Source organism: Paraburkholderia sp. GV068 (assembly GCF_003058125.1).
GTDB lineage: Bacteria > Pseudomonadota > Gammaproteobacteria > Burkholderiales > Burkholderiaceae > Paraburkholderia > Paraburkholderia graminis.
This window is the reverse complement of the sequence record NZ_QBUB01000007.1, coordinates 49,007-74,190: the sequence shown is the minus strand read 5'-3', so window position 1 is coordinate 74,190 and position 25,184 is coordinate 49,007. Positions and strand designations below refer to the sequence as shown.

The window sequence follows — 25,184 nt, the reverse complement described above, 5'->3', positions numbered from 1 at the left end:
CTGGCAAAAGCCGCAAGCTCGTACCGAGGGAGGCCGGGCGAGTGAGTCCCAGGCGCTTCTTCCAATGGCTTGACAAAGGCCTGTTCCAACCAATGAGCACAGAATCGAAAGGCACTTCTCCACGCCGGACTTCGGCGGATACGGCTTCTGACGACGAGCGCAAGCCTTCAATCCGTGATGTAGCGCTTCTGGCCGACGTAAGTCTCGGAACCGTCTCGCGCGTGATAAACGCGCACCCGAACGTCCGCGAGGATACGCGCAAGCGCGTGAAGGCGGCCATCGTCGAACTCGGCTATGTGCCGGACATGGTGGCCCAAAGCATGCGCAATCACAGGTCGATGACATTCGCCTGCGTGATGCGCGACTTCACCGTGCCCGTGCTGAGTATGTTCGTGGACTCGATGCAGAAGGAGATCGAGGGTTTCGGGTTCTCACTGATGGTTGCGTCCAGCTATCACGACATCAAGCGGGAATTGGAACTGCTGCTCGGATTCCAGCAGAGGCGGATTGATGGCCTCGTTATCGCTACCTCGTCGGAAGAAGACCCGGCCCTTCTGACAATGCTGCGCGAGGTGCAGTTTCCAGTCGTGCTGCTGGACCGTGAGATGCCTGCCGAGCTGGATTCGGTCACGGTCAACCATGCCGCGGGTGTTCGGCAAGCGGTGCATCATCTTGCCGACCTTGGGCATCGTCGCATTGCACTCATTTCTGGCGAGCCAGGCGTGCATCCGACTCAAAGCCGCCTGAAGGGGTTCGGCGATGCATTCAACGAGCGCGGGCTGACGCTGGAACCGGAATTGATTCGACACGCCACGTTTGCACGCGACGCCGGCTATACAGAGACACGCCATCTGCTCGAGCTGGCCGAGCCGCCCACGGCCATCGTTGCCGGCGGAACGTCACTGCTTCCCGGTGTAATGCAGGCGACGCGGGAATGCGGACTTGTGGTACCGCAAGACCTATCGGTCATCGCGGGGGCCGACAGCGACGTTGCGCTTCTCGCCACGCCTGCGTTCACCGTGGTGCGCTGGAGTCATGACCAGTTGGGCAAGGCGGCGGGGAGGTTCCTGATGGAGCGGCTGGACAACCCAAAACTGCCGCGACGAAGATTGACGGTGGACGCGGAACTGGTGATGCGAGGCTCGTGCGCGGCACCGCGCATACGGCACTGAAGTACCGTTCCCCCTGGCGTTCCGGCGAACCGCTGCATCATCAACTTAACGGTCTCCGAGTCTCCTGAGTTCCGGCAAGCGAACTGCTCGATCATCAGCGAATAGGTCGATATGTTCCAGGAGCGTTACATAGCCAGAATTTCCCTTACTGCATTGTCGATGAACTTGACGTCGACGGGATTGGCCGCTGGGCCGCCTGCAAAATGCCCCCAGACTGACTCGATAGGCCGCAGCAGTGCATTGGGCATCTTCGACACTTCATACTCACTGTCTTCCGGCGGAAAATATAGATCGGTGCGCCCGGGCATCACGATTGCCCTGGCGGTGATACTGCCCAACGCCAGATCGAAATCGCCGTTATACAGCGAATTCGCGGATATGTCGCCGTGTTGCCAGCTCCACATCATTGACAGGATGTTGTTCGCGTCTTTCTTCAGGAAATCGCCCTCCCAGAACTGGGTAATGAAGTCCTCGAGGGAGCCATATCCCATTGCTTCCATGTCGAGCCGTTGGCGCAGAAACGCCTGCGAAAATCCCCAGCCCGCAAACACACGGGCAGCGGCACGCATTCCGCGCGTGGGCGGTGTGTCGTAGAACCCGTCGTGGAATGCAGGGTCCAGCAGCAACGGTGCCTTGAGCCCTTCGATAAACACAAAGTTGTGCCGCGAGCACCGTGCCGCTCCGCAAAACGGCAGAATGCGCTCGACCATTCGCGGATACATCGCCGCCCAGTGGAACGCCTGCATCGCGCCCATCGACCAGCCGGTGACGAGCCTGAGCGACTCAATGCCGAACTTCTCGGTCACAAGGCGATATTGCATCGCGACGTTGTCGTATAGCGTGACGCGCGGAAAGCGTCCACGGTCATAAGGCGGCGGATTGTTGCTCGGCGAACTCGATACGCCGTTGCCGAACATGTTCGGCACAATGATGAAGTACTCACGCGGGTCGAGTCCCATGTGCTCGCCAATCAACCATTCATTGTCCAGATGGCTGCCGCTATAAAACGTCGGGTAGACAATCGCGTTGTCGCGTGCCGCATTCAGCCGGCCATAGGTCTTGTAGCTGAGCAGCATGTCGGGCAGCGTCGCGCCGGACTGCAGCACGACGCGACCAAGGTTGAAAGTTTCGAAGTCCGTCATGAGAGCCTCATATTCAATTAGCGACGACGTTAAGGAATTTTCTGGTGCGCTCGTGAACCGGGTTGTCGATGACCTGCTGCGGCGTCCCCTGCTCGATGACTTCGCCGCCATCCATGAAAACGACGCGGTCGGCGACATCGCGGGCAAAGCGGACTTCGTGGGTGACCACGATCATCGTCATGCCGGCATCGGCGAGGCCACGCATCACGCCAAGCACTTCTCCGACAAGTTCTGGATCGAGCGCCGAAGTGGGCTCGTCGAACAGCATCAGCTTGGGCTTGATCGCGAGCGCCCGCGCAATCGCCACCCGCTGCTGCTGTCCGCCTGATAACCGATGCGGCAAAAAATCCGCATGGGCGGCGAGGCCGACGCTTTTCAACAGGTCGCGGCCGAGCGCTTGTGCTTCGGCGCGCGGCACGTCATAGACCTGCCGCTGTGCTTCGACGATATTGTCCAGCGCGCTCAAATGACTGAACAGATTGAAGTGCTGAAATACCATGCCGACGCGCGCTTCGGCGCGTGCGCGTGCGAGGTTGTGCAGAGGCCGAACCGTGCCGCCGCCGCCCGGCACTTCCCGATAACCCACATACCGTGAATCGACCTTGATCGTTCCCCAGTCGAGCGGTTCCAGATGGTTGATGAGCTTGAGCAGCGTGCTTTTGCCTGAGCCGCTCGGACCCAGAATGACGACCACTTCGCCATGCGCAATCGACAGATCGACGCCCCGCAGAATCTCGCGTTTGCCATACGACTTCCAGACGTTCCTGCATGCGACAAACGGTTCGTCGCGATGCCGGGGCGTGCGGCTTTCTGCGGGCAGCAGCGTGCCGATCCACGCGTGACCATTCGGTTCCATCTCCTGAGCGGCGACTGGCGCGAGATCCGGAGCGCCGGGCGGTTTCGCATCGGGCGTCGAAACGCGCAGTCCGAACCACGAGAATGTGAGTTTCCGGTCGCGCTCGTGATCGAAGATGCGTTCGAGCCACACCTGAACCAGTGAAATTCCGCTCGTGAGGAACAGATAGATCACCGCCGCTGCGCCGAACACGGTAAAAAACTTGAAGTTCTGGCCGACGACCTGTTGCGAGCGAAAGGTGAGTTCGTTGACGAAAATGACCGAGGCGATCGAGGTTAGCTTCAAGATGCCGATGGTGTCGTTGGCGAGGCCGGGGATCACCGCCCGCATGGACTGCGGCAGGATAATGCGGCGTAATGTCAGCAACGGTCCCATGCCGAGCGCCGCGGCCGCGATGGATTGCGAGCGGTTCACCGACAGAATGCCGGCACGAAACAGTTCGGCGCTGAACGCCGCCTCGTTCAGTGCGAAGCCGATAACCGCAGTCGAGACTTCGTCGAAGCGCAGACCGATCAGCGGCAACGCGTCGAAAATAAATACGAGCTGCAGCAGTTGCGGCGTGCCGCGCACGAACCAGATATAGCCCCACGCCGCCGAGTTCAAAGTCCTGAATCGCGAGAGCCGCATCAGTGCAAGGCCGAGGCCGAGCATGAGCCCGATCGACATCGCTATCAGCGTGATCTTCACCGCGATCCACGCGCCGCCGAGCAGGAACGGCGAGCCGACATAACCCGCCAGTTCCCTGAAACCGTCGAGCACCTGGACGCCATTCAGGCCGGCCGCCATGGCCGGCTGAAAGACCAGCATGGCGGCCGCAACGAGCGTGCCGACGACGTTTTGTTTGATACGCGATGCCTTCATGTCAGAACCTGATTCATGACGCTACGGACACACTGGACGGTGTGCCGCGCAGGCAGCCTTTATTGAGTAAGCAACGTGGTCGACATTTCCAGCGACGGATCCACGCCGTACTGCTGGAACGTTTTCTTCTGAGTCTGATTGGCCTGCATGATTCTGAGTCCATCGGACACCGCAGCGATCATGTCGGCGTTGCCTTTTTTCACGCCCACGCCGATCTTCATGCCGCTCGTCACCATGAAGCCGCGGGTGTAGAGCTGCGGGTTCTGTTTCGCGAGACCGTCGACGAGCGCGAGGTCGTACATCATCACGTCGGCACGATGACTGGCGACGAGGCGCGCACCCGAGGCGATATCGGCTGAAGTCATGATGGTCACGTCGGATTTGCCTTCGGCCTTGCACTTCGCGGCCTGCGCTTGCGCCATCGTGAGTTCGACTGTGCCGATGCCTGCTGTGACGGTGAGGCCGCAGAGCTTTGAGATGTCATCGATTTTTTTCGGGTTGCCGGCGGCCACCAGGCCGCCGGTACCGGCCTGCATATACGTGACGAAAGTCGTTTCCTTCGCGCGTTCGGGCGTGTAGTACAGCAAGTCCCACATGACATCGATCTGTCCGGCGCGCAGGGCCGGCAGCAGCCCGGGCCAGCCGGCGGTGAAGAACTCCGTTTTCACGCCCGCGCAATCGAACACGGCGCGAGCCATGTCGGCATCGGCGCCGATAATCTTGTTGAAATCCTTGCTGTCACGAAACGCATAAGGCGGCGACTCCGGATCGACGCCGATCTTGATGGTCTTTCCGGCCAGCGACGGATATTTCTGGGCCACTTTGGACGGTTCGCACGATTGCGCGGACGCGCCTTGTGCGAGAAGAAGGCTGGTGACAGCGCATAAGAGAAGCTTGAATGCTTTTGGCATGAACATGGCGAACCTTGATGAGGTTGAACAAAACATCGGTTAAACGGCTGATATGGCGATGCGGGAAGAGGGGGAGTCAGTGGCCAAGGAAGTCCATGTGACTTGCGATCGAACCCGGCGTAGTGATGCAGATCCGGCCTTCGTCGCGCGCGCGGACGATATGCTCGAGTGCCCGCCGCAAGTGAAGCAGGCGGTGCGGCTGTCCTGCCAGGTACGCATGCAAGGCAATGCCCATCACCAGCGGCTCGCGGGCGGATTGTCGCAGCATCTCCTCGAAGTGATCTATCACCAGATCGGCGAACGATCTTGCGTCCATCTGACGCGCGAGGATCATTGGAATATCGTTGACTTCTTCCGGATACGGAATTGCCCACAGCGGCTGACCGTTGCGTGTAACGAGGCGCGTGGGTTGATCGTCGTGACACCAGTTGAGCGTGTACTGGTAACCCGCTTCCGCCACGAGATCGCTGGTGACATGACTCTCGGACAACCATGGCGATAACCAGCCCGCTGGCTGCTGTGCACTTTCCGCGGCGATCCGCTCGCGACATGCCACGATCAGCGCACGTTCTTCGGCCTCGGACAGCGTTCCCTGTCTGTCTGAATTGGTATGGCCGTGGGCGACAAGTTCATCGCCACGTTGGGCGAACGCGGCGACCAGGTCAGGGCAGTGATCATAGAGCGCCGTATTGATGATGCCCGCTACCGGCAGTGCGAGCTCATCGAACAGATCGAGACAGCGCCATGCTCCCACGCGCAAGGCGTACTCGCGCCATGCGTGATTCAGTACGTCTGGCTCAGGCATCACTGGACCGATGGTCGGGCCAAGTCCTTCGCCGAACGCAAAGTGTTCGATGTTGAAACCGATATAGACGGCGAGGCGGGAACCGTCGGGCCAGCGATAGACGGGGCGGCCGCCGATCGGCGAATAATCAAAGCGCCCGTGGCCGGCCAGCGCGCGATATGCGGGAGAATCCATGGTGCAGTGTCCTGTCGAACGGCGCGTACGCCTGTGTTCACGTCAGGACCCATCGTACGGAAGCCAAAATCGCCGCATCGAGCTTGCTGCGAACAAACTCTTGTACGCGCGCGTATCGAGGCCGCCGCTTGCTACGTCACGCGGAGAACAGCGATTTCCGGATGATCGCGTGCACCCCCCAATTGCCGTCTACCACCTGGGTGACACCGAAGTCGATCGCGACTGAGATCAGCGAAATCGCCTCGTCCTCGGACAGGCCCTTGGTCGTCATCAGGAAGCGCCGCGTTTTGATGAAAGCGTCGCGCATCGCGAGGTCGAGCGTGGATTTCTCGTACACGGCGCTTTGCGCGCTCGTACCGAACTCGGCCAGATAGTTCGGATAGCTGAAGCCGTGGAGTACCCATTCGTCTGCGGTTTCTACTAATGGATACGTGAGGTCGGCGTACACCTCGTTGCCGAGCGTTTCTTTCTTGTGAAGCACGACCTGGAATTCGCCGGTGAGCGAACACTCGATCGCGGTGCCGCAGAGTTCCGAGTCTCCTTGCGACGCATGCGGGTCGCCAATGGAGAGGAGGGCGCCGGGCACCCCGACCGGCAAGAACACGCTAGCGCCGCGGGTGACGCGCCAGTTGTCGAGATTTCCGCCGAAGGTGGAAGGCGGAATCGAATCGATTAGCCCATCCTGCTGCGGCGCGACGCTGATCACGCCAAAATGCGGACGCACCGGAATCTGGACATTCTTCAGGATGTCGTGATTCTCGACCACTGTCGAATGATCGACCGGCACGCCAGGATAATCGATTGTCGGATGCATCACGCCGAAAGGATCACGCTGCGGCGTCCAGCGGAAGTTGTAGACGGCGCGGGCGCAGGCGGTCTCACTGTCGGTTGCGTCCGCATCGAGCTCATAGATGGTGACGACCTCGCGCGGTTTCGGCTCGGTCAACAGCTCGCGATAGTGAAATCCCCACCACGCGGCAGCATTGCTGCCGAACGCACGGCCGGCGAATTTTGGATTGGCGCAACGCCGCGGGTGAATGTCGAGGATGCGCACTTCCAGCACATCGCCGGGTTGCGCTCCGCGCACGGCGATAGGTCCGGTGCAGATGTGCACGCCGAAGCCTTCTCCTGCGCCACGTCCGTAAATGGACGCGTCCATGGGGCCCGCGCCGCGGCGGTTCACGTTCTTGCGCGCCGCGGTCCAGTGGAACACGCTTTCTGCGCCAGGATCGCCACGCACCATCCGCTCCCAGTCATCCGCCGCGTGTTGCGTGAGTGTTTCGATAGTCACGGTGTCTGCGCTGTCGATTTCCAGCACGGGCTTCAGATCGTGACTGAAGTAACCCCAATGAATTGTATTGGCCGTCGCGCGCAATAGATGATGACGCGGCTTGCTGGACTCGCGGGTGGGCGATGGGGAAGGAGCTTCGGGTTGCGTCGTAAAGTACGGCTCGTCCGCGGTTTCCTGAACGGCACCCTGGCCGGCGAGTTGTGCATGTACGAGCAGGTTCCCCGCGTTGACGGGCAAGCCGCGCGAGATACGCTGCACGAGATGGCGCGCCAGTTCGAGACCCGCTTCGTGCCGGAACGTGCGCGGCGATGCCCGATATTGCTCCCGGAAGGCGCGGCTGAAATACGCAGCGTCGTTGAAACCCCAGCGGAAGCAGAGATCGGCAATGGAAAGCTTTTCGTATAGAGGATTGACCAGATCCGCGCGGCAACGCTCCAGCCTGCGCGAGCGCAGATAAGTCGAGAAGTTCTGTCCGACGGCTTCGAACAGCTTCTGTAGATAACGCGGCGAGACGCGCTCCTGTTTTGCTATCGATGTCAGCCCCAGATCCGGATCCGCTAAATTGGCCTCGATGGTTCGGCACACCCGCGAAAAAAGGGCGGCTTGAGAGGGAGTGAGGCCACTGAAGCTGCCTTCCTTGTCATGACCGACGAGAGACGCGACGAGGAACTCCGCAAGCGCGAGTTCCAGCGGACGCAACTCGTCGAGCGACAACGTTTCCACGCTTTCCGCAACCGAGCGCAGAAAGCCGGAAAACACATGGCCGATACCGGCGTCTCCTGGCAACCGCCCGGCACGCAATGAAAACGGTGTAAGAAGACGTGCGTTGATCGCAGCGCGGGGCACGCGGATCACAAACGCTCGAAAGTCTGACGCGAACGACAGGAGCGCTTCCTCGCGCGAGGAAGCATAGACGATATCGCCGGTAGCAACGCTCTCGCTCGCACCGTCGGCGACAAGCGTCAGGCAGCCGTCGATATGCAGCGCGATCAGGAGACTGTCGGCGCCGTCGACGTTGAGTTCGATGGTTTGCGCGAAAGCGGCGAGTGCGATCAACTCGAAGCCGTTGGTCGACGTGCGTGACCTGATCGTGCCATGCAAGTGGGGCGCGGCTGCCCCAGGCGCGCCGGAACGCAGGCCAAATCGGCCCAGCTCCGCTTTCCATGCTCGCAGGCGATCTGTCTCGGCGTATGACTCGGTGGTGAAACGCTGTAGATCCAACCCAAGGCTCCCGTACGCTGACGAACGTCAGTCGAGTTGTTCAAGGGCAATGTCCGTGCCATCGATAACAGCCCGGTTGGCGCCGCAGCGCTGCGCTACGGCAGTGCGTGGACGCACCGCCGTAGCGCGCACGCACAGCTCACGCGCGAGGTTGTTTCTTCGGAGGAAAAATGCTGCGGGGGATTTTGCAGTGAATGCCCTGACAGCCATCGACCACCTGCGTCACGGAGAAATCGGCCGCAACGCTCATCAGCGAATAGGCGTCGTCGCGTGATAAGCCTTGCCGTTCGGTAAGCAGAAGCAACATGTCGCGTGAAGCGTTTCTGGTTGCGATATTCAGATCTTCATCGAAACCGTGGACGATCCAGTAATCCGGTGTCTCCAGCAGCGGTGAAGGAAATGTAAAGTCCCGCCGCAGCACGATCTGGAACATCACATTGAGCGAGGCCTCAATTGCGGTGCCGCTAATCTCGCCATCGCCTTGCGATACATGAGGATCGCCAATCGAGAAGAGACCGCCGTCCACCGCGACCGGGTAATACATGGTGGATCCAGCGCCGATGCGCCAGTTATCGATATTGCCGCCATGCGCGCCGGGAGGCACGGTGCTCACGCGGCCAGCCACGTCGGGCGCGACGCCTGCAGTGCCCAGGTGAGGGCGCACCGGCACACGAATGCCTTCGAGCGCGAGTTCGCGGCAGCAGTCCCGGACCTCCGATCGTTTGCCCGGCACCAGATATTTTCCCGGGTAGTCGTATGCATACAATGCGTGAGCCGTATTGGACGTCTGATCGAGTTCATAGATCGTGACGCGCTCTTTGTCGAAGTCGGTAAACAGATGACCCCAGTGCGCGGCGAGATTCGAGCCGTAATTGAAGCGCGGGTTCATTTGCAGGTAACGCACCTCGAGCAGGTCGCCGGGTCTTGCGTCTCTCACGAAGATCGGCCCCGTCATAAGATGCACACCAGGTTGCCGGTCAGATTCCGGAATCGTGTCGTAAAGCGCCCGCACCGTGTCGTCCATCATCAGGTCCGGCGCGTCGCCCGCATGATGCGTGATTGCTTCGGCGCGCACGAAGTCGCCGCTCTCGACGATCAGTGCGGGCGCTAGCGCCGCGTCAAAGTAGCCCCAGTGGACATTCCGTGTAATGGCTGGCAGTTCGTGAAGCATGCTTGGCTTGGCTCCGTAAGAGTATGCGGTCGGTGCGGCGCTACCGATGGCAGATCGTACGGGCGACAAAATGCAACGACTTGGGCGGCTGCGCACAAAAGCTTGTGCATGAGCGAATCACGTCTACCGGCCCTGACTTACTTCAGTAGCGACTTCAGCGAACGCGCGCGCAGCGGCAGTTCGATAGGCGCCTTTGCGCCGCAACGGCGCAGCAGTTCGCTGCGGTAGGAAGGATCGAGCTTGAGGAGTAACAGATCATCGACCGCCGCCTTCGATGCGAAATGGGGGAATTTCACGACGACGCGGGGGGCTGCCCGCTGTCGCGCGGGCAACAGTCTCATTTCGTGCCAGACCGCGACAGCGGGTCCCGACGGTGGCTTCATCGCCACCGATAGTCAACTAAATTGCTTCTACTTACCCGATGTCGGCGACTTCACACTCGGCGTCGCCAAGGTGTTGTTGCCACCCACGGGTGCGGTAGCGCCGGAAGTCGAATCGCTATTGACGCTGCTCGGCAGCCCCGAATTGGGATGCCCCGACATGCCGCTGTCCGAATTGGTGGTGCCCGGTGTGCCGTAGCCGCCCGTTGCACTATTCACCTGGTTTGCGGGGCTAGCCGTGCTGCCTGTCGAACCGTTACCGCTGGAGCCACCGGCGGCCTGGGCGTAGGCGCCGCCGGACAGCGTGAGTGCGGCGACAGCCGCGAGTAACGCGCTCGTTGCCTTGCTCATGATTTCTGCCTCCTTAGTCAGAGAGAATAGGGATGCAGCCGTCGGCCGCATTCTTATTACGTATGCAGCAATCCACGTGCCGGACGCCGCGCGGTGGAACGTCTGTCCGTGGCGACAGACAACGGTGAATGCCCCAGGACCAGACTTCCTTTCTGCATGCCTGTTTGCAGAGCGCTCGGGGCGAGCTTCGGCACGTGCCCGACTGCGTCATACGCGTCATAGAGACTGCCGAACTCCCGCATGACCTGCTCAACGGACGGGGCGCTGCCAGGTTTTGACGAGGTCCGGCTATAGACATTCGTGCCGATGTACCCCGCAACGGCGCTAGCGCGTGCCGAGGCGCGCGTGATTGCGCGTCAGCTCGATCACGAAGTCAAGAAAAGCGCGGGTCTTTGCCGGCACGTGGTGCCGGGATGCGTAGTAGACGTATAACGGATACCGTTCGTCTACCCATTCGGGAAAGAGATTGATTAACCGGCCGTCGGCAATCAGGGGCTCGGCGCCGAGCAGCAACATCTGCGCAATTCCGGAACCGGCGAGACATGCGTTGAGCAAAGCGCCCGGGTCGTTGACCGTGAGTCGTCCCTGAGTGTCGACCACAATGCGTTTTCGCTTGCGATGAAATTCCCACTGGAACGGCTTGCCTGTCTCCGGGTTGCGAAATTCAAGGCATCGGTGGCTTCGGCCTTTGAGGTCCTCGGGTCTTGACGGCCGTCCCCAGCGAGCAATGTACGAGGGCGCCGCGACCGTCACGATGCGGGTGTCGAGCAGCTTTCTCGCGATCAGGGTAGACGCTTTGGGTTCGCCGAATCGCACGGCGAGGTCGAAGCCGTCCATGACGAGGTCGCCAAGACTGTCTCGCGCGATGAACTCGATTTCGAGTTCGGGGTGTGCGTCCATGAACGCATCGAGTTGTTGCCCGAGAATGGTCCGGTAGACGACAGGATCCAGATTGATTCTCAGCTTTCCACGCACAGCGGACGCGCCACCTGCCGCAGCGGCCGCTGCTTCTTCCAATCCGGCGAGATGGGGCATGACCTGCTCGTAAAAGCGGCGGCCCTCTTCAGTCAGGGAGACGGAGCGCGTTGTCCGGCTGAAGAGCCGGATGTTCAACCTTTTTTCCAGCCGCGCAATCGCCCGGCTGACGCCCGGCGGCGTCATTCCTATCACCTCCGAAGCGGCCACAAACGTTCCCGCATCCACTACGGCGGCGAACACGCTAATGCTGCCGGAAAGCTTCTCGCTACTGGATCTCATGGTTACTCGAGTTAATGCGCGTGGCGCAGCGCGATCGACCAGGTGAAAGCGAACGCTGCGCCGCGCAGCAGTTCGGAGTCTCCGTTGATCATGCCAAATAGGTGACTCATTGTCACTTATCTGATGACATCCATGTCATTTTGTTTTGTTTGGTGCTTGTCCAGAATACGTCTCACCGAGACATCCGCTGGACGCCTCAACGGGAACCGCTCACAGCGCGCGTTTTTCGCCAATCACTGATGCACTGCGATGCCGCGCTTCATTCACTCATTCGGGAAGAAACGAAAAATGGCAGTTCAAACAGATCGTCGCCGTCTTCTGAAGGGAGCGTCGAGCCTGCTGGCTCTCGCGACACTTGGTGGCGTCGCGAGCCGCGACGCGCGGGCAGTATCGCAGCGCGCTCGTGGCGACGCCGCGCTGGCGCATCACCCGGCCTACAGTTCGATCGATCAATGCTTGCAACGGGCGGTGGACGACGGCACGGTTGCCGCTGTTGTCGCCATGGGCGCAACCGACCGCGGACTGGTTTACGAGGGAGCGTGTGGCCGGGCGAACGCCCGCACTGGCGAGGCCATTAGTCCTGACACAGTCTTCTGGCTCCTGTCGATGACAAAGGCGATCACCGCAACCGCGTGCATGCAGCTCATCGAACAGGGCCGACTGCGGTTGGATCAACCTGCGGGCGACATCCTGCCGCAGTTGAAGTCGCCTCAAATCCTCGACGGATTCGACGTCTCCGGGCAGCCCAGGCTGCGTCCTGCGCGCAATGCGATCACGGTGCGCCATCTCCTCACGCATACCTCCGGCTTCACGTACAGCATCTGGAGCGACGAGCTCAGCCGGTACGAGAAGGTAACGGGCATGGCGGACATCGGCTATTCGATGAACGGTGCATTCGCGGCGCCGCTGGAGTTCGAGCCGGGCGAGCGCTGGGAGTACGGCATCAGCATGGACTGGGTCGGCAAACTGGTCGAGGCCGTGACCGATCAGTCGCTGGAAGTCTACTTCCGCGAGCACATCTTCGATCCGCTGGGCATGCGCAACACGGGCTTTCTCATCGGCAGCAAGCAGAAGCAGCGCGTCGCCACCATGCACAGGCGTCAGGCGGACGGCTCACTCGCGCCCGAGCCGTTCGAGATCAACCAGCGCCCCGAATTTTTCATGGGCGGAGGCGGGCTCTTCAGCACGCCGCGCGACTACATGGCGTTTCTGCAGATGCTGTTGAACGGCGGCACGTATCGCGGCGAACGCGTGCTACGCGGCGACACCGTCGCGACGATGTTCCGCAATCACATTGGCGATCTGCAGGTCACGGAAATGAGGACGGCGCAGCCGTCGTGGTCGAACAGCTTCGATCAGTTTCCGGGCGCCGCGCACAAGTGGGGGCTGTCGTTCGACATCAATACAGAGCAAGGACCCCACGGACGAAGCGCAGGCAGCGTGAGTTGGGCCGGATTGTTGAACACCTACTTCTGGGTGGATCCGGTCAAGCGTGTCGCCGGATCACTCTTTACGCAGATGCTGCCCTTCTACGATGCGCGCGTAGTGAATCTCTACGGACAGTTCGAGCAGGCGTTTTACGACGGTTTGCGTCGCGCGTGAGCGATTGGCCGTCGGCACGTCGACGCTGCGTCACCCGATATATCCACACAGGAGAACGAGCAATGTATGCAATCACAGGAATCACCGGCAAGGTGGGCGGCGCACTGGCCCGCGAACTTCTGGCTGCTGGTCAGCCGGTGCGCGCAGTCGTGCGCGATGCGACGCGGGCACAGGCGTGGGCAGAACGAGGTTGCGAGATCGCGACGGCTTTCATGGAAGACGCTTCGTCACTCGCCGCCGCGTTCGAAGGCGCGACGGGCGTTTTCATCCTGCCGCCTTCGGAGTTCGATCCGGAGCCCGGGTTTCCGGAAGCGCGCACAGTGATTGACGCTGTGTCCGCAGCACTACTGAAGGCACGGCCCGACAAGGTTGTTTGCCTCTCGACGATCGGCGCACAGGCCGACGAAGTCAACCTGCTCACTCAACGCACGCTGATGGAGCAGGCGCTGCGCGAGATGCCGATGCCCGTGACGTTCCTTCGGCCTGGCTGGTTCATGGAGAACGCCGCATGGGATGTTGCGTCTGCAAGCGACGATGGCGTCATCGCCAGTTACCTGCAGCCGCTCGACAAGCCGGTGCCGATGGTCGCCACCGCGGACGTAGGCCGCGTTGCTGCGGAACTGCTGCAGCAGACGTGGCGCGGGGTGCGCGTCGTCGAGCTTGAAGGTCCACGCCGGGTCAGTCCTAACGATCTCGCAGCGGCTTTCGCCGGCGTGTTGCGTCGTCAGGTACGTGCAGAAGTCGTCGAAAGGCAGACGTGGGAAGCGCTGTTCCGCACGCAGGGCATGAAGCATCCTCTACCGCGCATGCGCATGCTGGACGGCTTCAACGAAGGCTGGATCGATTTCGAAAACAGTTCCGATGGAATCTTGCGCGGCCACGTCGAACTGGAGACCGTTCTGGGCGAGCTTGTGTCGCGTCGAACCTGACCAGAGCCGATAGCGCGGCGCGTGGACTCAGGGCCTTGCTCTACCGATGCATCAGGTTTTCGTTCAAACAAGGAATACACGATGGAATACAGCACGCTTGGCAGAACTGGTCTACGCGTTTCACGGCTGAGCCTGGGCGCAATGACTTTCGGTGCCGGCTCGGGCATCTGGGGCAATATTGCCGGCTTGAAAAGCGATCAGGCCGCCCGGCTCGTCGCGATGGCCGTGGAGCGTGGCGTCAATCTGATCGACACGGCGGACGCCTATTCGCAGGGCCGCTCAGAGGAGGTCGTTGGCCATGTGCTGAAAGCGCTGGGGCTGGACGAAGATCGAATGCTCGTCGCGACCAAGGTTCGGTTACGCACCGGCACGGGCCAGAACGAAGTGGGACTGGGCCGCTCGCACATCATGCGCTCGGTCGAGACAAGCCTGAAGAGACTCGGTCGCGATCACATCGACCTGTTCCAGTTGCATGACCGTGACGCGCTCGTTCCGCTCGACGAGACGCTTCGTGTGCTGGACGATCTCGTCACCCAAGGCAAGGTCCGTCACATTGGCGTGTGCAATTTCAGTGCAGCCGATCTCGAACGAGCCGTCGGCATAACGTCCCGTACCGATCGGGCTCATGTCGTGAGCAATCAGGTGCACTATTCGCTGACGAGCCGCGATATCGAACACGAAATCATGCCGGTTGCCGCGTCAAACAAAATGGGCCTTCTGGTCTGGAGTCCGCTCGCAGGTGGCTACCTGAGCGGCAAGTACGCGCAGAATGGCGAAGCTGCCGGGCGGCGTGCGAAACTCGACTTTCCGCCGGTCGATCTAGTCAGGGCGGAGCCGATCCTCGCAGTATTGCGTGAAGTCGCCGGCGAACTGGCGGCCACGCCGGCTCAAGTCTCGTTAGGCTGGTTGCTTGCGCGCGAGCCGATCACTTCTGTCATCGTCGGAGCCCGCACGTGCGAGCAACTCGCAGCCAACCTCGACGCACAGAATCTCGCATTAACCGCCGAACAGTGTGCCCGGCTCGATAAAGTATCTGAGCCGTCGGTTCCCTTTCCCTACTGGATGCAACGCTTTCATGACCGCGACCGCATCTGCGGATGAGTGGCGGGGGAGGCGGTTGAATGGGGAGTGCCTGTGGCCGTGTGCGGCAGCTCATCCTCGAATAGCCGCCGCTCGAAGTCTGCGGCTGGCCGACCGGAAGGGGGCGACTGCGGCCTCATGAGACTGTGGGGGACGTTCCCCGGAGCGAGCGCCCGTCGAAGCATCGCCGCATCGACCGAAGATTCGGTTTGCGCATCGCACATGTCCGGTGATGGCTTCCTTCTCATCGTCTCTTCAACGGTTATGCGCGGTCTGCGGATGCGCTGACCGCGCGCGAATGTTCCGCCTGCTATCGGGTGGCCACACCGGCGAGTTGTCCTACGCCGTCTGCCGTTTGCTTGCCCACGTTTCTCGCGACGACACCCAGGCCGCCCATCATGGTGACGCCTGTGTCGGCCACCTCAAACGTGGCTCCCGCGACCGTCACCGTTCCCTTGATGTGGTCGCTGCCGGACAGTGCACCAAACATGATTCGTGCCGCGGCGGGCCGCGTCTTGAATTCCGTGACGTGAAGAACGACCGGCGCACCGGACGCAGCGACGGGCACACCGATCTTCGTCAACTCGGCACGGAATGCCCCGACGACTTCCTGCTTCGCTTCGGCAGAAATGTCGAACGATCCTGCATCGATCTGCAGATCGCTTACACCGGCAGTGAGCACCGTGGCCACTTCGTGTCCGCGGTCGGCAGGTAGTGGATTCGTGGTCGGAGTTCCCGCACACGCTGAGAGAAGGACGACGCAGATGGCTGAAATCGGGACGAGACGCATTGATAGTTTCCAGTTTAGGGATGTGGGGCCGGCGGAAAATCCGGGTCAAAGGCTTGCGGTGGAGTCGGCGTATTTGCCAGGACTTACCCACGTTGTACGGTCGCGCGGTGACTGAATATCGGCTATGGACGACAGGTCTTTAGCGTCCAGGTACTGCACTATTCGTTTTTCAGCGCGTGCACCGGCTTTCGGCGTATCAGACGCGCGTAGTTAGCCATGAAGGAAAAGTACGATGCGTGCGCCTACCGGTTTCGAAAACTCGTTGGCGCAGTGGACGAAGCCCGGAGGCCGTGAAAAAGCGGCGTATGTCGGTATCAAGGGGGCGCCATCTGCGTGCAGTCCGTTCTTGACGGCGTACGTCACGATGCCACCGACATACTGCCGTGCCTTGGTCGCGAGGTTAGGCGCATGAGAGGCAATCGCTTCGAATACGGGCTTGACCTCAGATGTGGCAAGCGTCGAGATGGGCTTGTTGCGGAGTGCGTAAGTCAGGTACTCGCGCACGACAAACTCCGCTTTCCGGTAGGTTTCGTCCGCCCGTATTCGGTCGTCGATAGCGGAGCAGTCAGGTTTTGTTGTCGTCTGACCAGCATGGTCCAACATCCCGATTGCGTCTAAACGCAAAAAATCACCGATGTCGGTGCAACGCCCGAGACCTGCAAAAACAAAAAACCCCGTAAAGTTTTTAACCTTACGGGGTTTCTCGAACTACTGCGGCTTGAGCTAAAACCAAGCCGGAACAACTGTTGGTGCCAGGAGAGGACTCGAATAAACGTTATTACTCATTGAATTTGCTATGTATTTATGCATTTTTTGGCCACACGTATACGCATATGTATACGTAACCAAGCGAATTGAGTTGGCTCAGCCTGTTAAGAAGAGTCCGCTTCAATGTGCCAGAGCTGGGTTTCGACGAATACCGCAAGCTGCTGGAGCCGCCGACAAGCATTGGCGATGGATCGGCTCCTTGTAAAAACGGGTTGGAACTCCGCTGCCGGCAAGTGGTGCGGTTTCCGCCGACTCCTGAAGGCGAAGCACTGTTTGCTCCATGTCGGTCGTGAACTGTCGGCGATTGGCAGGAACGCTGCTGCGACTCCGATTGCTCGCTGGCAGAAGCGGTCTGCCTATAGGGCGTCGCTGGGAAGTGTTTTCGTGCCTTGGGTGGTCGGGTGGACACCGAGCTTCCGGGCATTTCTGCGGTGAAGAGCCTCTTCTTAATGTCGTCAGCAAAGACACCTTGCCGAAGGCACAGTCGTTCCCCCTGCGTGCGCGACTCTTTGATGAGCTGACATCGGTTTCAAGGATAGCGGCTGACATCAATGTCCGCACTCGAAACGTTGTCCATTCCGATCGCGCGACAACGCCACGCAGTTCACACAGGGAACGATGAACCGCCTGACGTCTACAGCTCCGGCATGATTGGCCACATCACCTGTCCTGCGGCGGGGGGATGCTCTCCGGACAGCGTGATACGAACGTTGCGCTTTGTACGGCGACCAACGTAAGACGTATCGTCATCCGGAGCGGATCGCATGTCCGACGGGAGAACGGCATGGGCTCTGGCTAGCGCGTTCTTTACGGCAACGGCGACGATACCGTTGGTTTGGCGACTGACCCACTGCGCGCCAATCCCCGGTTTTCCGTCGATATCAGCGCGCATGAGCGGGAGTGCCGGTCATGACGAGACGTCTGCGTCGTCTGAGCGGAGCTTGACAGGCGCCCGATAGCGCGCAGGATTCTTCAGAAACTGATCGATGTCCGCGACGCGCCAACCGACCATCCGTCCACCGAGCGGGATCGCAGACGGAAAGGTGCCATCCCGCATGCGCTTGTAGATCGTCGAGCGCGACAAGCCTGTCTTCGCCTCCACCTGCGAACGGCGCAGAATGGCGAGTGATTCTTTCTCTTCCGCAAACATGATGCACGCTCCAACAAGTCATCCGGCACGAACGTGACCGGTACAGGAGGGCATTCAAGCAGTCATTTGGACCATCTGCCAAACCCGTCTTATCGACGGGAGATCCCGTCGATAAAAGCGCTACGTCCGGCCGGACGTTGCCACTCAGCGAAATGACGGCGCCAGGTGCACAGGTGTCGATCACAATGATGCGCAATAATCGGCGGACGCAAGACATGCGCGCTCTTCACAAGTCACGACTTCTCTCTTGCCGCGCTGTAGACGTCGCTGGTCAGAGGTTCTTGCAGCGAACGGTGCGATGCGTCCGAAGTCAGTTGTTCGTCGGGCAACACCACCTGGTACTCCACTATCAGAACGCTATCAGCGACGATTGTCCAGCGGTTAAAACAAACAGCATCGAGCCGTATGGATACCTCGTCGCGCTGTTCAGGCACTGCCGTGTGTACAGAACGTGAACGATTACGTCGCGCTGTTACCTTCGCGTCCCATCACTTCCACAGACTGACGAACAGCGGGTCGCACAGCCCAAGTCAGGTCGGCTATTGCGCGCTTACCATTGTTCGATAAGCCACGGTGCGAGCCGGCGTCGGAATGGCCGTTCTAAGCAGCCATGTATGTTGTTTTGGGGGACGAGATCTGACTCCTTCCCGGGAAATTCGCGAAGAACCTTTTTTGACCTGACAGGCGCTCGCACACGGCAGGCTCGTCAGCCATTACGGAGATACAGCCAGACCAGCTCGACTGGGGCGACAAGAATCGCGAAGCACCGCCAGAAAAGCATGGTGAAGACCCAAAGATCGCACACGCGGGCGAGGGAAAGATGATAACGGTGTCGCTGATGATGTACCCGGTCACGCTATCACAGACAAAAGCGCGAGTAGGGATACAAGAGCGTATTGAGGACAAGGACGACCTGCAGGTGGACTGGCAAGGCGAGCAGCGTCGCGCGGTGTTTCATGGCGAAAAACAGCGGAAAGAAAAGACTGAAGAGCAACAGGCGGGCATAGTAGCGCGACCAAAGGACCGTACAAGAACGCGATGCATTAGGTACTGCCTGTTGCATCTTGCAACGATCCCGACGCGCGACGTTCACGGAACCGGCCGCAGGGACCTGCGGGCGGATGGGCCGCTATCGCGCTACGTTTCCTTTCGTCATCTCGGATGACTCGTGGTCGAACGTATGGCGTCCCACTGCCCTGATGGCGAGTCTGGCAAGTGCAGTTCAATCCGTGCACTCCGAACATTAGGAGGACAGGTGTAACAGTCGGAACGGTGATGTCCGCATGGATCGCGAACCAATAAGGTTGAACGCACACCCATAAAACTTCGATGGTTTGGGGACTTTTCCCAGGCGAAACCGCGATTGTGGCCTACTCGTGGGCATCGATGGCCTCGCATCGGATAACAGGTCTGGGTTGCGGCGGGTTTCCCTCCGGCTGTTCGAGTCGCACCAGGAACTCAAACTTCGGGTCCGTGAGCTTTTCGAGTGCTTCTTTCGTGGCACCGAGCGTGATGAGACATTGCACGTCCCAGTTGTGGCCGACGAGAAGTCGTCCGGTGATGTCATTGCACTCGGTCAACAGGATCGCGCCCACCGGGCTGTAGCGCTCGGCAAATCGTTCGATACGGCGCTCGATGAAGCCGATGTCTTCGTAGGCGAGGATTCCGCCGATCCGCAGTGAGACAGTCTGCGCGATACTGTCGTGGGCAAGATAGACTTCGGCAATTCCCTTGAGGTGCCGACGCACGGTTTCAATGTCGTCGGGTTCGAACTCATCCGACACGGGCATGGCGCCGGTCAGGGCATAGCGGAACTTTTCAGGCATGGTCAACTCCCGTCTCTGTTGAAGAAAGTAGTGGCTTGTCGTGGGCCGCTTCGTGCAGTTGGTCCTGTATCCGGGAGCGAACGAACCGTGTGCGCTCGTCTTCGGCAGCGTGCCGGATGCGCTCGCTATCCAGTTCGGCGAGCAGCTTGACATGGGCTGGCAGGCCGAGCGGGAAGAAAGACATTTCGCCCATGCACTGGCGATAGAAGATGGCACCGGCGGCGGCCCACCTCTGGGCGAAGCGTACAAGTGCGTCTTCGACTTCGGGACTATCGGGATAGGCGCAGCGCACGCTTATGAGGCAGGTCTGCGTGACGCTGTCCGTTGCAAAATACGCGGTGGAAGGATCGGGGAGGTTGCCCACCAACTCATCGCCGTGGGTTCGGCGGAAATCCGCGCGTACTGGGAGGGCTCCGCGGATTTCGTAGCCGAATGCGCTACGTTTGTCGTAATGCAATGACATCATCGCCTCCTGGGAATCGGTCATGGGAACGCAGGCCGGATTTGCCTGCACTGCGATACCATAGGCGCCTGACACAGGCGACGGTCGGGGAGCAAGATGCGCGAAGGCCTGATATCGCAACGATCGCGCATATCCCTGCAATTCACCTTCAGCGCGACGGTCCGGTATTCGTCGTGCTGAGTGCCATGCAAATGGTCGTTTGCCGCGCGGACAGGCACCGCGTTGCGGAACACAGTGAACACGCCGGTCGCATCGCCGGTCTGACCGCCATCGCCAGCCGGTTTTGCCGCAGTCGCAGTGATCCGTCACATGGAAGCGTATTGCTCGCTGTGCACGTCGAGCACCTGCAGCAGGGGAGGTGTCGTCCGCGAGGCGGAAACCAGATGGCCAGTCGTTCATTTCTATCAATTGAACGATAATGACGGTAATTGTAGGTTCAAATGACACATTGTCAAGAGGAAAATCTGTCAAATGGATGTTTTCGGGGAGCGGCTCAAGGAAGAGCGAGCGAGACTAGGCCTGAACCAGTCGGAGTTCGCGGCCTTGGGCGGCGTTAAACAACATGCCCAGTTCCAGTATGAAAAAGGCATGCGGCGGCCGAACTCCGATTATTTGAGTGCGCTCGCTGGGGCAGGGGTGGACGTCTGGTACCTGCTCACAGGGGAGAGGGGCGCCCGGCTTGAGAGCAGCGACGAGCAACGGATCGTTGCGGGGTTCCGCGAGTTGGACGGTCGCAAGCGCGATGCGTTGGTTGTGCTCGTCGAGGCGTTTGCCGGACCGATGGAAAAATGATTCTGTGACACGAATTTCGGCGCATGCGACCAGCGGACATGCGAACGTCGGCTAAGGCCTGAGAGCCGTCCTATATATCGCGATGGGTCGACAGGCCCCACCCGGTCCGTCTACTGCAGATCGCCCCCGAGCGAATTCTAGGAAGTGGAGTCACCGCGATCGTGGATACATCACATTGCGGCGCCTGTCTGCGACAAAGCAGCGTTGATGTGCGGTAGATATGCAGGAACTCGACTACAAGCGCCCGCAATTCAGGCGGCCAGTCACTCTGCATGGGGTGCAGGTGGTCGGAGGTTCAAATCCTCTCGCCCCGACCAAAGAATCAACGCCTTACAAGCATCGCTTGTGAGGCCTTTTTCTTTGGCTTCGAGAATAGTGCCACTTTTAGGCCACTCGAGTACCCGGAACGCGGTGGAAGTTCTGGGTACGTACGGGAATTGGCTCAAGTTGTTCTTGCGGATTCAACCGGTCGATGCAACACAATCGAAGCTGCGTGAGCAGCGGGAGTGTTGCAGATGAAGTACAGAACCCGGATCTATTACAGCGAGAGCCAGAAAGCGCTGATGTGGGAACAGTGGCGCAAAGGCGAACTCATCCCGCTGATTGGCTACGCGATAAAAATCGGAAGGATTCGGCTTCATTTCCTCTTGCCAAGGCGAGGCTTCGCCTCTTCGCCGGATGAGACGGGAACTCCTGGGAACTTTGGGGACGAGGCCAGCGCGACACGACTCTGAGTTCGCGCAATTTCATTCCCGGCGGGTATTTGTCACGCTCCGAATTGCGCTCTAGATTGCTATATGTCCGGTTCGTGTCGGACGCTTTCAGAAGGAGTCTGGCGATGGGTGATCAAGTCCTTGAGAATCCGGCAAAGCAACGTTTGATTCGCCTTCGCGAGCTGCGTCTGCGTGTTGGCCTAGGCACAAGTACTGTCTATCGGTATCTGGCCGAAGGTAAATTTCCACGGCCAGTACAAATCGGTGGTGGGAGGGTTGCATGGCTAGAGACCGACGTTGATGCATGGATCGTAGACCGCGTTGAGGCCAGTGGGCGCGGAGCAACCTAGCTTTGTTCGATTCTGTCGCGGCGGTTTGTGTGAAGGAAGCCGTTGAGCGCGACAAAACGCGGACTTGGAAAGCTTGAGTCGTGCGATCGTAATGCTACAAAAAATGCTTCGTTATCCTTTTAATAGCATCTCCGTCGCCGCCAGAAAGATTCCCGAGTAGTCCACCTTTTCAGGAAGCCTAGCCCGGAGGCCACGGCATCGACCCTCCCGAGTTTTTTCGCGATAGCTACTAACAGCGCAGACGGGAGGAGCGCGACTGTCGTGCGTCGCCCGGCGCGACAGGCGTGAGCGTTCTCCAATGATCCACGCGTTAGATGGTGGGCTGAAGCGAGGATGCTTTTCAGATTGCGCTCGCCCCAATGGGTGCGTAGCAGGCGGTTGTTCCCGCTGACGGACCGGAACGCGGAAGGCGCATTCCTGTCTTCCGCATGTCACTGCCGGCTGCGCTGTCGAGTGCTCGCAGATAGGTCTTGCGTCCGCGCGAAGAACATCAGGGTGCATTGCGTCGCTACGGCGCCGGTAACTGTCCGCATGCCGATCGGCTGTTCACGCCCACCTTGGCGCGGTGACGGGCCGGCCCCTTGCATCCGGCGACGCGCACTTGCCCGTGCAGCTTCTCGTCTTCATGTCGACGGCCGACAGTGCCGAATGGCGGCTTCTCACACGCTATGCCGAGTGTCGCATGAAGCGGTTCCTGTTTACTGCGTAGGGCGCGCTCTTCGGCAGGCACAGCGCCCATGCCGTGTTTACAACCGGCCGCCATTGCCGGCAGGACCGCTGTCGGCATTTTGCCCGACCATCTGCACCGAGAAACAGAGGCGAATTTCGCTCGCGCAAAACGAACTCACCTTGGCGGATACCTCATTCTGACGGTGCAACTAACGGTCATGCTAGCTTCACTCCGCCACGATCACGGACCGCCGACGCACGACCGCCACGCGGAGACGGAGCACCGGGGTCTTATCGACTATGGTCGATCATGCCAGTCGAGGCGTTAAGCTACTGCCGATCTCGCCGCTTCCAAAGTCCGAGGAGATCACTGCTTACCGGCACACTGCAAACGCAAGAAGGCTGGAAATAATCATGAGGTTTTTCGTGGAAGTCGTTGACTGAGCGCCCGTTATTCTCGTTGAACGGAAGGACTGTTACTTTCATCGTGTCTATTCGCGGACTCGACGTCGAATGTCCAGTGCGCCGAGATACACTCGAACGACGCTTCTTCCTGCCGCGCGACATTTGTTGGGCGGGCCTTGGGCAAGCTGCGCGGAAAAGCCACCGGTTCTGACATGCAAAAGTGAAGGGGCGGATAGTTGTGGCTATCCGCCCCTTCGTTTCTGGACATCTGCCGCTTCTCTGGAGAAAGGCGCTCGCACAACTGATTTTGTTACTACTTCTCAACTAACTTTGGGACTACGATGCGGCGGGTGGTCGTCGCTTGCGCACGACGCTCAGCCGACCTCCTGGTTGCGGCGTGTCCGCTTCAGTCAAGAAACAGTGAGGTGCCCTTGGCAGTCGACAAACAGTTAGCTAGCGGCCACGCTCGCGGCCATCGGGCTCGCGTTGATCACTCGCGCCAAGGCAGGGTAGGGCAGCGGGACGCTGCTGTCATGACGGGGCATCCTCGCGGAGCGCCCCAGTCCCGCTATGGCGTCGGTGACTGTCGGCGCGCACGCCTGCATGTGGAGCATTTCGAGAGCGGGGGTTTTCGGGGGGCGCGGGCGATGTGGCGAGAGACGCTTGTCGACCCGTTACTGCCCTTCGTCGAGAGTCTTCTCGCGTCTCCATCATGTTTGAGAACGGCCATACAGGCCAAGTCCAATGACATCTCTGGAGTGGTTCGTCGGCACCAACTCTGCACAATCACTAGCCAGTTTGCCTTGTTCAGGGTGGTCGATCTTCATGGACGTCGCAAGCGTGACGAGGTAGGAGGACGGTAAAGACGGTTTCAGATTCGTCGGACCTTGCGTCCACTTCCCCTCCGTGGGCGCGGGCAATTTGTCTTGCAATGTAGAGTCCCAAACCCAGACTGTCCTGTGAACCTACCCCCGCTTCTACGCCGGGACCACGCTCCAGCGGTTCAAACACACGGCATAGGACGGCGGTATTGCCGGTCCGCTGTTCCTGACCGCAATGGTGATTTCCTCGTTCCGGCCGCTGACAGCCACTTGCACGGCCGTCGTCCGCTCCCCATACTTGAGCACGTTTCCGACAAGGTTGCCGAGCATCTGCTGGATTCGCCGGCCATCGCACAATGCTCTGGTGTCCCCGGTCACATCAAGGTGCAGCCGCTGCGTTCCGTGCGCCACCCGCAGCTGCTCCAGTTCGTCCTCAACCAGAGCGGCCACATCGACGGGTGTGGGCGCGACCCCGATACCGAGGCCAAGCTTCGTGCGGCTGAAATCAAGCATGTCATCGAGCAGCCCCTGCATGCGCGCGCCGCTCCTGATCAGCCGGGTTGCAGCGGCGGACACCTGCGGGTCATCGTCGAGCTTCGCAAGGTAATGCGCGGTCATCTGGATGGTCTGCAGGGGACTGCGCATGTCGTGCCCGAGCATACCCAGGAGAAGGTTGCGTGACCGGTCCACCTGGCTGCTGAAGAAACTTACCGACTCTGTCAGCGCCTGATCGATCGCTTCGTTAAAGCGAACGATATCGTCCAGTCCGGGTGGTTCAGCCCCGCCTTCATCCAGCCAGAGTCGAAGTACAACGGCGCGCAACGCACGGTATTCCGCGCACAGCTGGTTGATATCAAAACCGTGCCGCGCGCGCAGCACCGCATGGGTTTGCGCAGCCGTTTCGGGAGCCTGGTCAGACACGTGCGTCAGACCTCTCGACTTGTCGATTTGCGCCTGTTTCCCCTGCGGTGCGGAGAGGTCCCTGGCGATCGCCACGAGGATCTGCTGCGCATGGTCGCGCAACTCAAGGGGCGACAGTCCCTGCGCGGCCGGCAGTAACGTGGCGGCAAAGGACTCCCATTCGGCAAGAATCGCTTCGATGTTGGCCGGGATAAACAGCGAGAGTCGCATGGCTTTCCTGAGGGTATAGTCCCGACGACGGGCTAACTAACGATGCGTCAGCTTCCTAGGAATGAAACACGGCCTGAGAGGGTGGCTGTTTGAATATAGACCC

At 60.0% G+C, this 25,184-nt stretch carries 21 protein-coding genes and 1 pseudogene; 7 read left to right on the top strand and 15 right to left on the bottom strand.

The window, feature by feature from the left end; translation table 11 throughout:
- Positions 1-92 precede the first annotated feature (92 nt).
- A complete protein-coding gene (locus C8K18_RS16155; protein ID WP_232292323.1) occupies positions 93-1,172 on the top strand; it encodes a LacI family DNA-binding transcriptional regulator in 1,080 nt (359 codons plus the stop codon).
- Between the two features lie 125 nt (positions 1,173-1,297).
- Here C8K18_RS16155 and C8K18_RS16150 read toward each other — a convergent pair whose 3' ends face one another.
- From C8K18_RS16150 to C8K18_RS16105, 9 genes are all read right to left on the bottom strand, one after another.
- Positions 1,298-2,314: an alpha/beta fold hydrolase gene (locus C8K18_RS16150; protein WP_029969339.1), complete on the bottom strand. Its 1,017-nt coding sequence runs from the start codon at positions 2,312-2,314 to the stop codon at positions 1,298-1,300.
- A 13-nt stretch (positions 2,315-2,327) separates the two neighbouring features.
- On the bottom strand, positions 2,328-4,031 hold the full coding sequence (locus tag C8K18_RS34060) for an amino acid ABC transporter permease/ATP-binding protein (protein WP_107708280.1): 1,704 nt from the start codon (positions 4,029-4,031) through the stop codon (positions 2,328-2,330).
- 59 nt (positions 4,032-4,090) lie between these two features.
- Entirely contained in the window at positions 4,091-4,852 is a 762-nt protein-coding gene (locus C8K18_RS16140) for an ABC transporter substrate-binding protein (RefSeq protein ID WP_254597473.1), read from the bottom strand.
- Positions 4,853-5,018: 166 nt separating this feature from the next.
- Positions 5,019-5,921: a polysaccharide deacetylase family protein gene (locus C8K18_RS16135; RefSeq protein ID WP_006050997.1), complete on the bottom strand. Its 903-nt coding sequence runs from the start codon at positions 5,919-5,921 to the stop codon at positions 5,019-5,021.
- Positions 5,922-6,057: 136 nt separating this feature from the next.
- Positions 6,058-8,433, bottom strand: a complete 2,376-nt coding sequence (locus tag C8K18_RS16130) for an acetamidase/formamidase family protein (RefSeq protein ID WP_006050996.1) — start codon at positions 8,431-8,433, stop codon at positions 6,058-6,060.
- A gap of 139 nt (positions 8,434-8,572) precedes the next feature.
- On the bottom strand, positions 8,573-9,604 hold the full coding sequence (locus tag C8K18_RS16125; RefSeq protein WP_107708278.1) for an acetamidase/formamidase family protein: 1,032 nt from the start codon (positions 9,602-9,604) through the stop codon (positions 8,573-8,575).
- Between the two features lie 137 nt (positions 9,605-9,741).
- Positions 9,742-9,900: a hypothetical protein gene (locus tag C8K18_RS33315; protein WP_161966568.1), complete on the bottom strand. Its 159-nt coding sequence runs from the start codon at positions 9,898-9,900 to the stop codon at positions 9,742-9,744.
- A gap of 114 nt (positions 9,901-10,014) precedes the next feature.
- Positions 10,015-10,335, bottom strand: coding sequence for a hypothetical protein (locus tag C8K18_RS16115; protein WP_053858247.1), 321 nt, complete (start codon positions 10,333-10,335; stop codon positions 10,015-10,017).
- Between the two features lie 324 nt (positions 10,336-10,659).
- Positions 10,660-11,592, bottom strand: a complete 933-nt coding sequence (locus C8K18_RS16105) for a LysR family transcriptional regulator (RefSeq protein ID WP_029969346.1) — start codon at positions 11,590-11,592, stop codon at positions 10,660-10,662.
- A gap of 288 nt (positions 11,593-11,880) precedes the next feature.
- On the opposite strand from C8K18_RS16105, the gene C8K18_RS16100 reads away from it, so the two are divergent.
- The 3 genes from C8K18_RS16100 (at position 11,881) to C8K18_RS16090 (ending at position 15,224) form a co-directional block, all read left to right on the top strand.
- The gene (locus tag C8K18_RS16100) at positions 11,881-13,194 is read left to right on the top strand and encodes a serine hydrolase (protein ID WP_107708276.1); all 1,314 of its coding nucleotides are present in this window, start codon (positions 11,881-11,883) and stop codon (positions 13,192-13,194) included.
- Between the two features lie 62 nt (positions 13,195-13,256).
- Positions 13,257-14,123, top strand: a complete 867-nt coding sequence (locus C8K18_RS16095) for an NmrA family NAD(P)-binding protein (RefSeq protein ID WP_053858245.1) — start codon at positions 13,257-13,259, stop codon at positions 14,121-14,123.
- An 81-nt stretch (positions 14,124-14,204) separates the two neighbouring features.
- On the top strand, positions 14,205-15,224 hold the full coding sequence (locus C8K18_RS16090; protein WP_107708275.1) for an aldo/keto reductase: 1,020 nt from the start codon (positions 14,205-14,207) through the stop codon (positions 15,222-15,224).
- A gap of 289 nt (positions 15,225-15,513) precedes the next feature.
- On the opposite strand, the gene C8K18_RS16085 is transcribed toward C8K18_RS16090, so the two are convergent.
- The 5 genes from C8K18_RS16085 to C8K18_RS16060 all read right to left on the bottom strand — a co-directional run bounded on the left by C8K18_RS16085 (position 15,514) and on the right by C8K18_RS16060 (position 20,224).
- A complete protein-coding gene (locus C8K18_RS16085; RefSeq protein WP_181324911.1) occupies positions 15,514-15,894 on the bottom strand; it encodes a hypothetical protein in 381 nt (126 codons plus the stop codon).
- A gap of 309 nt (positions 15,895-16,203) precedes the next feature.
- Positions 16,204-16,596, bottom strand: a complete 393-nt coding sequence (locus tag C8K18_RS16080) for a hypothetical protein (protein ID WP_244230986.1) — start codon at positions 16,594-16,596, stop codon at positions 16,204-16,206.
- A gap of 1,072 nt (positions 16,597-17,668) precedes the next feature.
- Positions 17,669-17,911, bottom strand: coding sequence for an AlpA family transcriptional regulator (locus C8K18_RS16075; RefSeq protein ID WP_107708273.1), 243 nt, complete (start codon positions 17,909-17,911; stop codon positions 17,669-17,671).
- 1,370 nt (positions 17,912-19,281) lie between these two features.
- On the bottom strand, positions 19,282-19,737 hold the full coding sequence (locus tag C8K18_RS16065; RefSeq protein WP_107708269.1) for a hypothetical protein: 456 nt from the start codon (positions 19,735-19,737) through the stop codon (positions 19,282-19,284).
- Positions 19,730-20,224, bottom strand: coding sequence for a hypothetical protein (locus tag C8K18_RS16060; RefSeq protein WP_107708267.1), 495 nt, complete (start codon positions 20,222-20,224; stop codon positions 19,730-19,732). Before C8K18_RS16060 ends, C8K18_RS16065 begins: the two co-directional genes overlap by 8 nt.
- Positions 20,225-20,671: 447 nt before the next feature.
- Between C8K18_RS16060 and C8K18_RS16055 the strand changes: the two genes are divergently transcribed.
- The 3 genes from C8K18_RS16055 (at position 20,672) to C8K18_RS16045 (ending at position 22,055) form a co-directional block, all read left to right on the top strand.
- Complete coding sequence (locus tag C8K18_RS16055; RefSeq protein WP_107708265.1) at positions 20,672-20,992, top strand: helix-turn-helix domain-containing protein; 321 nt, start codon at positions 20,672-20,674, stop codon at positions 20,990-20,992.
- A 515-nt stretch (positions 20,993-21,507) separates the two neighbouring features.
- Positions 21,508-21,726 (top strand): hypothetical protein, encoded by a 219-nt coding sequence (locus tag C8K18_RS16050; protein WP_107708264.1) that lies wholly within the window; start codon positions 21,508-21,510, stop codon positions 21,724-21,726.
- Between the two features lie 104 nt (positions 21,727-21,830).
- Positions 21,831-22,055, top strand: coding sequence for an AlpA family transcriptional regulator (locus C8K18_RS16045; protein WP_107708262.1), 225 nt, complete (start codon positions 21,831-21,833; stop codon positions 22,053-22,055).
- 1,881 nt (positions 22,056-23,936) lie between these two features.
- Here the strand turns inward: C8K18_RS16045 and C8K18_RS16040 are convergent.
- Positions 23,937-25,081: pseudogene (locus C8K18_RS16040) on the bottom strand (ATP-binding protein).
- Positions 25,082-25,184 lie beyond the last annotated feature (103 nt).

Bases quoted from the DNA above. Each gene is read 5' to 3' on its own strand.
- C8K18_RS16090 (WP_107708275.1), top strand. From the start codon at position 14,205: ATGGAATACAGCACGCTTGGCAGAACTGGTCTACGCGTTTCACGGCTG.
- C8K18_RS16135 (WP_006050997.1), bottom strand. From the start codon at position 5,921: ATGGATTCTCCCGCATATCGCGCGCTGGCCGGCCACGGGCGCTTTGAT.
- C8K18_RS16125 (WP_107708278.1), bottom strand. From the start codon at position 9,604: ATGCTTCACGAACTGCCAGCCATTACACGGAATGTCCACTGGGGCTAC.
- C8K18_RS16055 (WP_107708265.1), top strand. From the start codon at position 20,672: ATGGATGTTTTCGGGGAGCGGCTCAAGGAAGAGCGAGCGAGACTAGGC.
- C8K18_RS16100 (WP_107708276.1), top strand. From the start codon at position 11,881: ATGGCAGTTCAAACAGATCGTCGCCGTCTTCTGAAGGGAGCGTCGAGC.
- C8K18_RS16065 (WP_107708269.1), bottom strand. From the start codon at position 19,737: ATGCCTGAAAAGTTCCGCTATGCCCTGACCGGCGCCATGCCCGTGTCG.
- C8K18_RS16150 (WP_029969339.1), bottom strand. From the start codon at position 2,314: ATGACGGACTTCGAAACTTTCAACCTTGGTCGCGTCGTGCTGCAGTCC.
- C8K18_RS16080 (WP_244230986.1), bottom strand. From the start codon at position 16,596: ATGTTGGACCATGCTGGTCAGACGACAACAAAACCTGACTGCTCCGCT.
- C8K18_RS34060 (WP_107708280.1), bottom strand. From the start codon at position 4,031: ATGAAGGCATCGCGTATCAAACAAAACGTCGTCGGCACGCTCGTTGCG.
- C8K18_RS16155 (WP_232292323.1), top strand. From the start codon at position 93: ATGAGCACAGAATCGAAAGGCACTTCTCCACGCCGGACTTCGGCGGAT.
- C8K18_RS16060 (WP_107708267.1), bottom strand. From the start codon at position 20,224: ATGACCGATTCCCAGGAGGCGATGATGTCATTGCATTACGACAAACGT.
- C8K18_RS16050 (WP_107708264.1), top strand. From the start codon at position 21,508: ATGAAGTACAGAACCCGGATCTATTACAGCGAGAGCCAGAAAGCGCTG.
- C8K18_RS16105 (WP_029969346.1), bottom strand. From the start codon at position 11,592: ATGAGATCCAGTAGCGAGAAGCTTTCCGGCAGCATTAGCGTGTTCGCC.
- C8K18_RS16045 (WP_107708262.1), top strand. From the start codon at position 21,831: ATGGGTGATCAAGTCCTTGAGAATCCGGCAAAGCAACGTTTGATTCGC.
- C8K18_RS16095 (WP_053858245.1), top strand. From the start codon at position 13,257: ATGTATGCAATCACAGGAATCACCGGCAAGGTGGGCGGCGCACTGGCC.
- C8K18_RS16075 (WP_107708273.1), bottom strand. From the start codon at position 17,911: ATGTTTGCGGAAGAGAAAGAATCACTCGCCATTCTGCGCCGTTCGCAG.
- C8K18_RS16115 (WP_053858247.1), bottom strand. From the start codon at position 10,335: ATGAGCAAGGCAACGAGCGCGTTACTCGCGGCTGTCGCCGCACTCACG.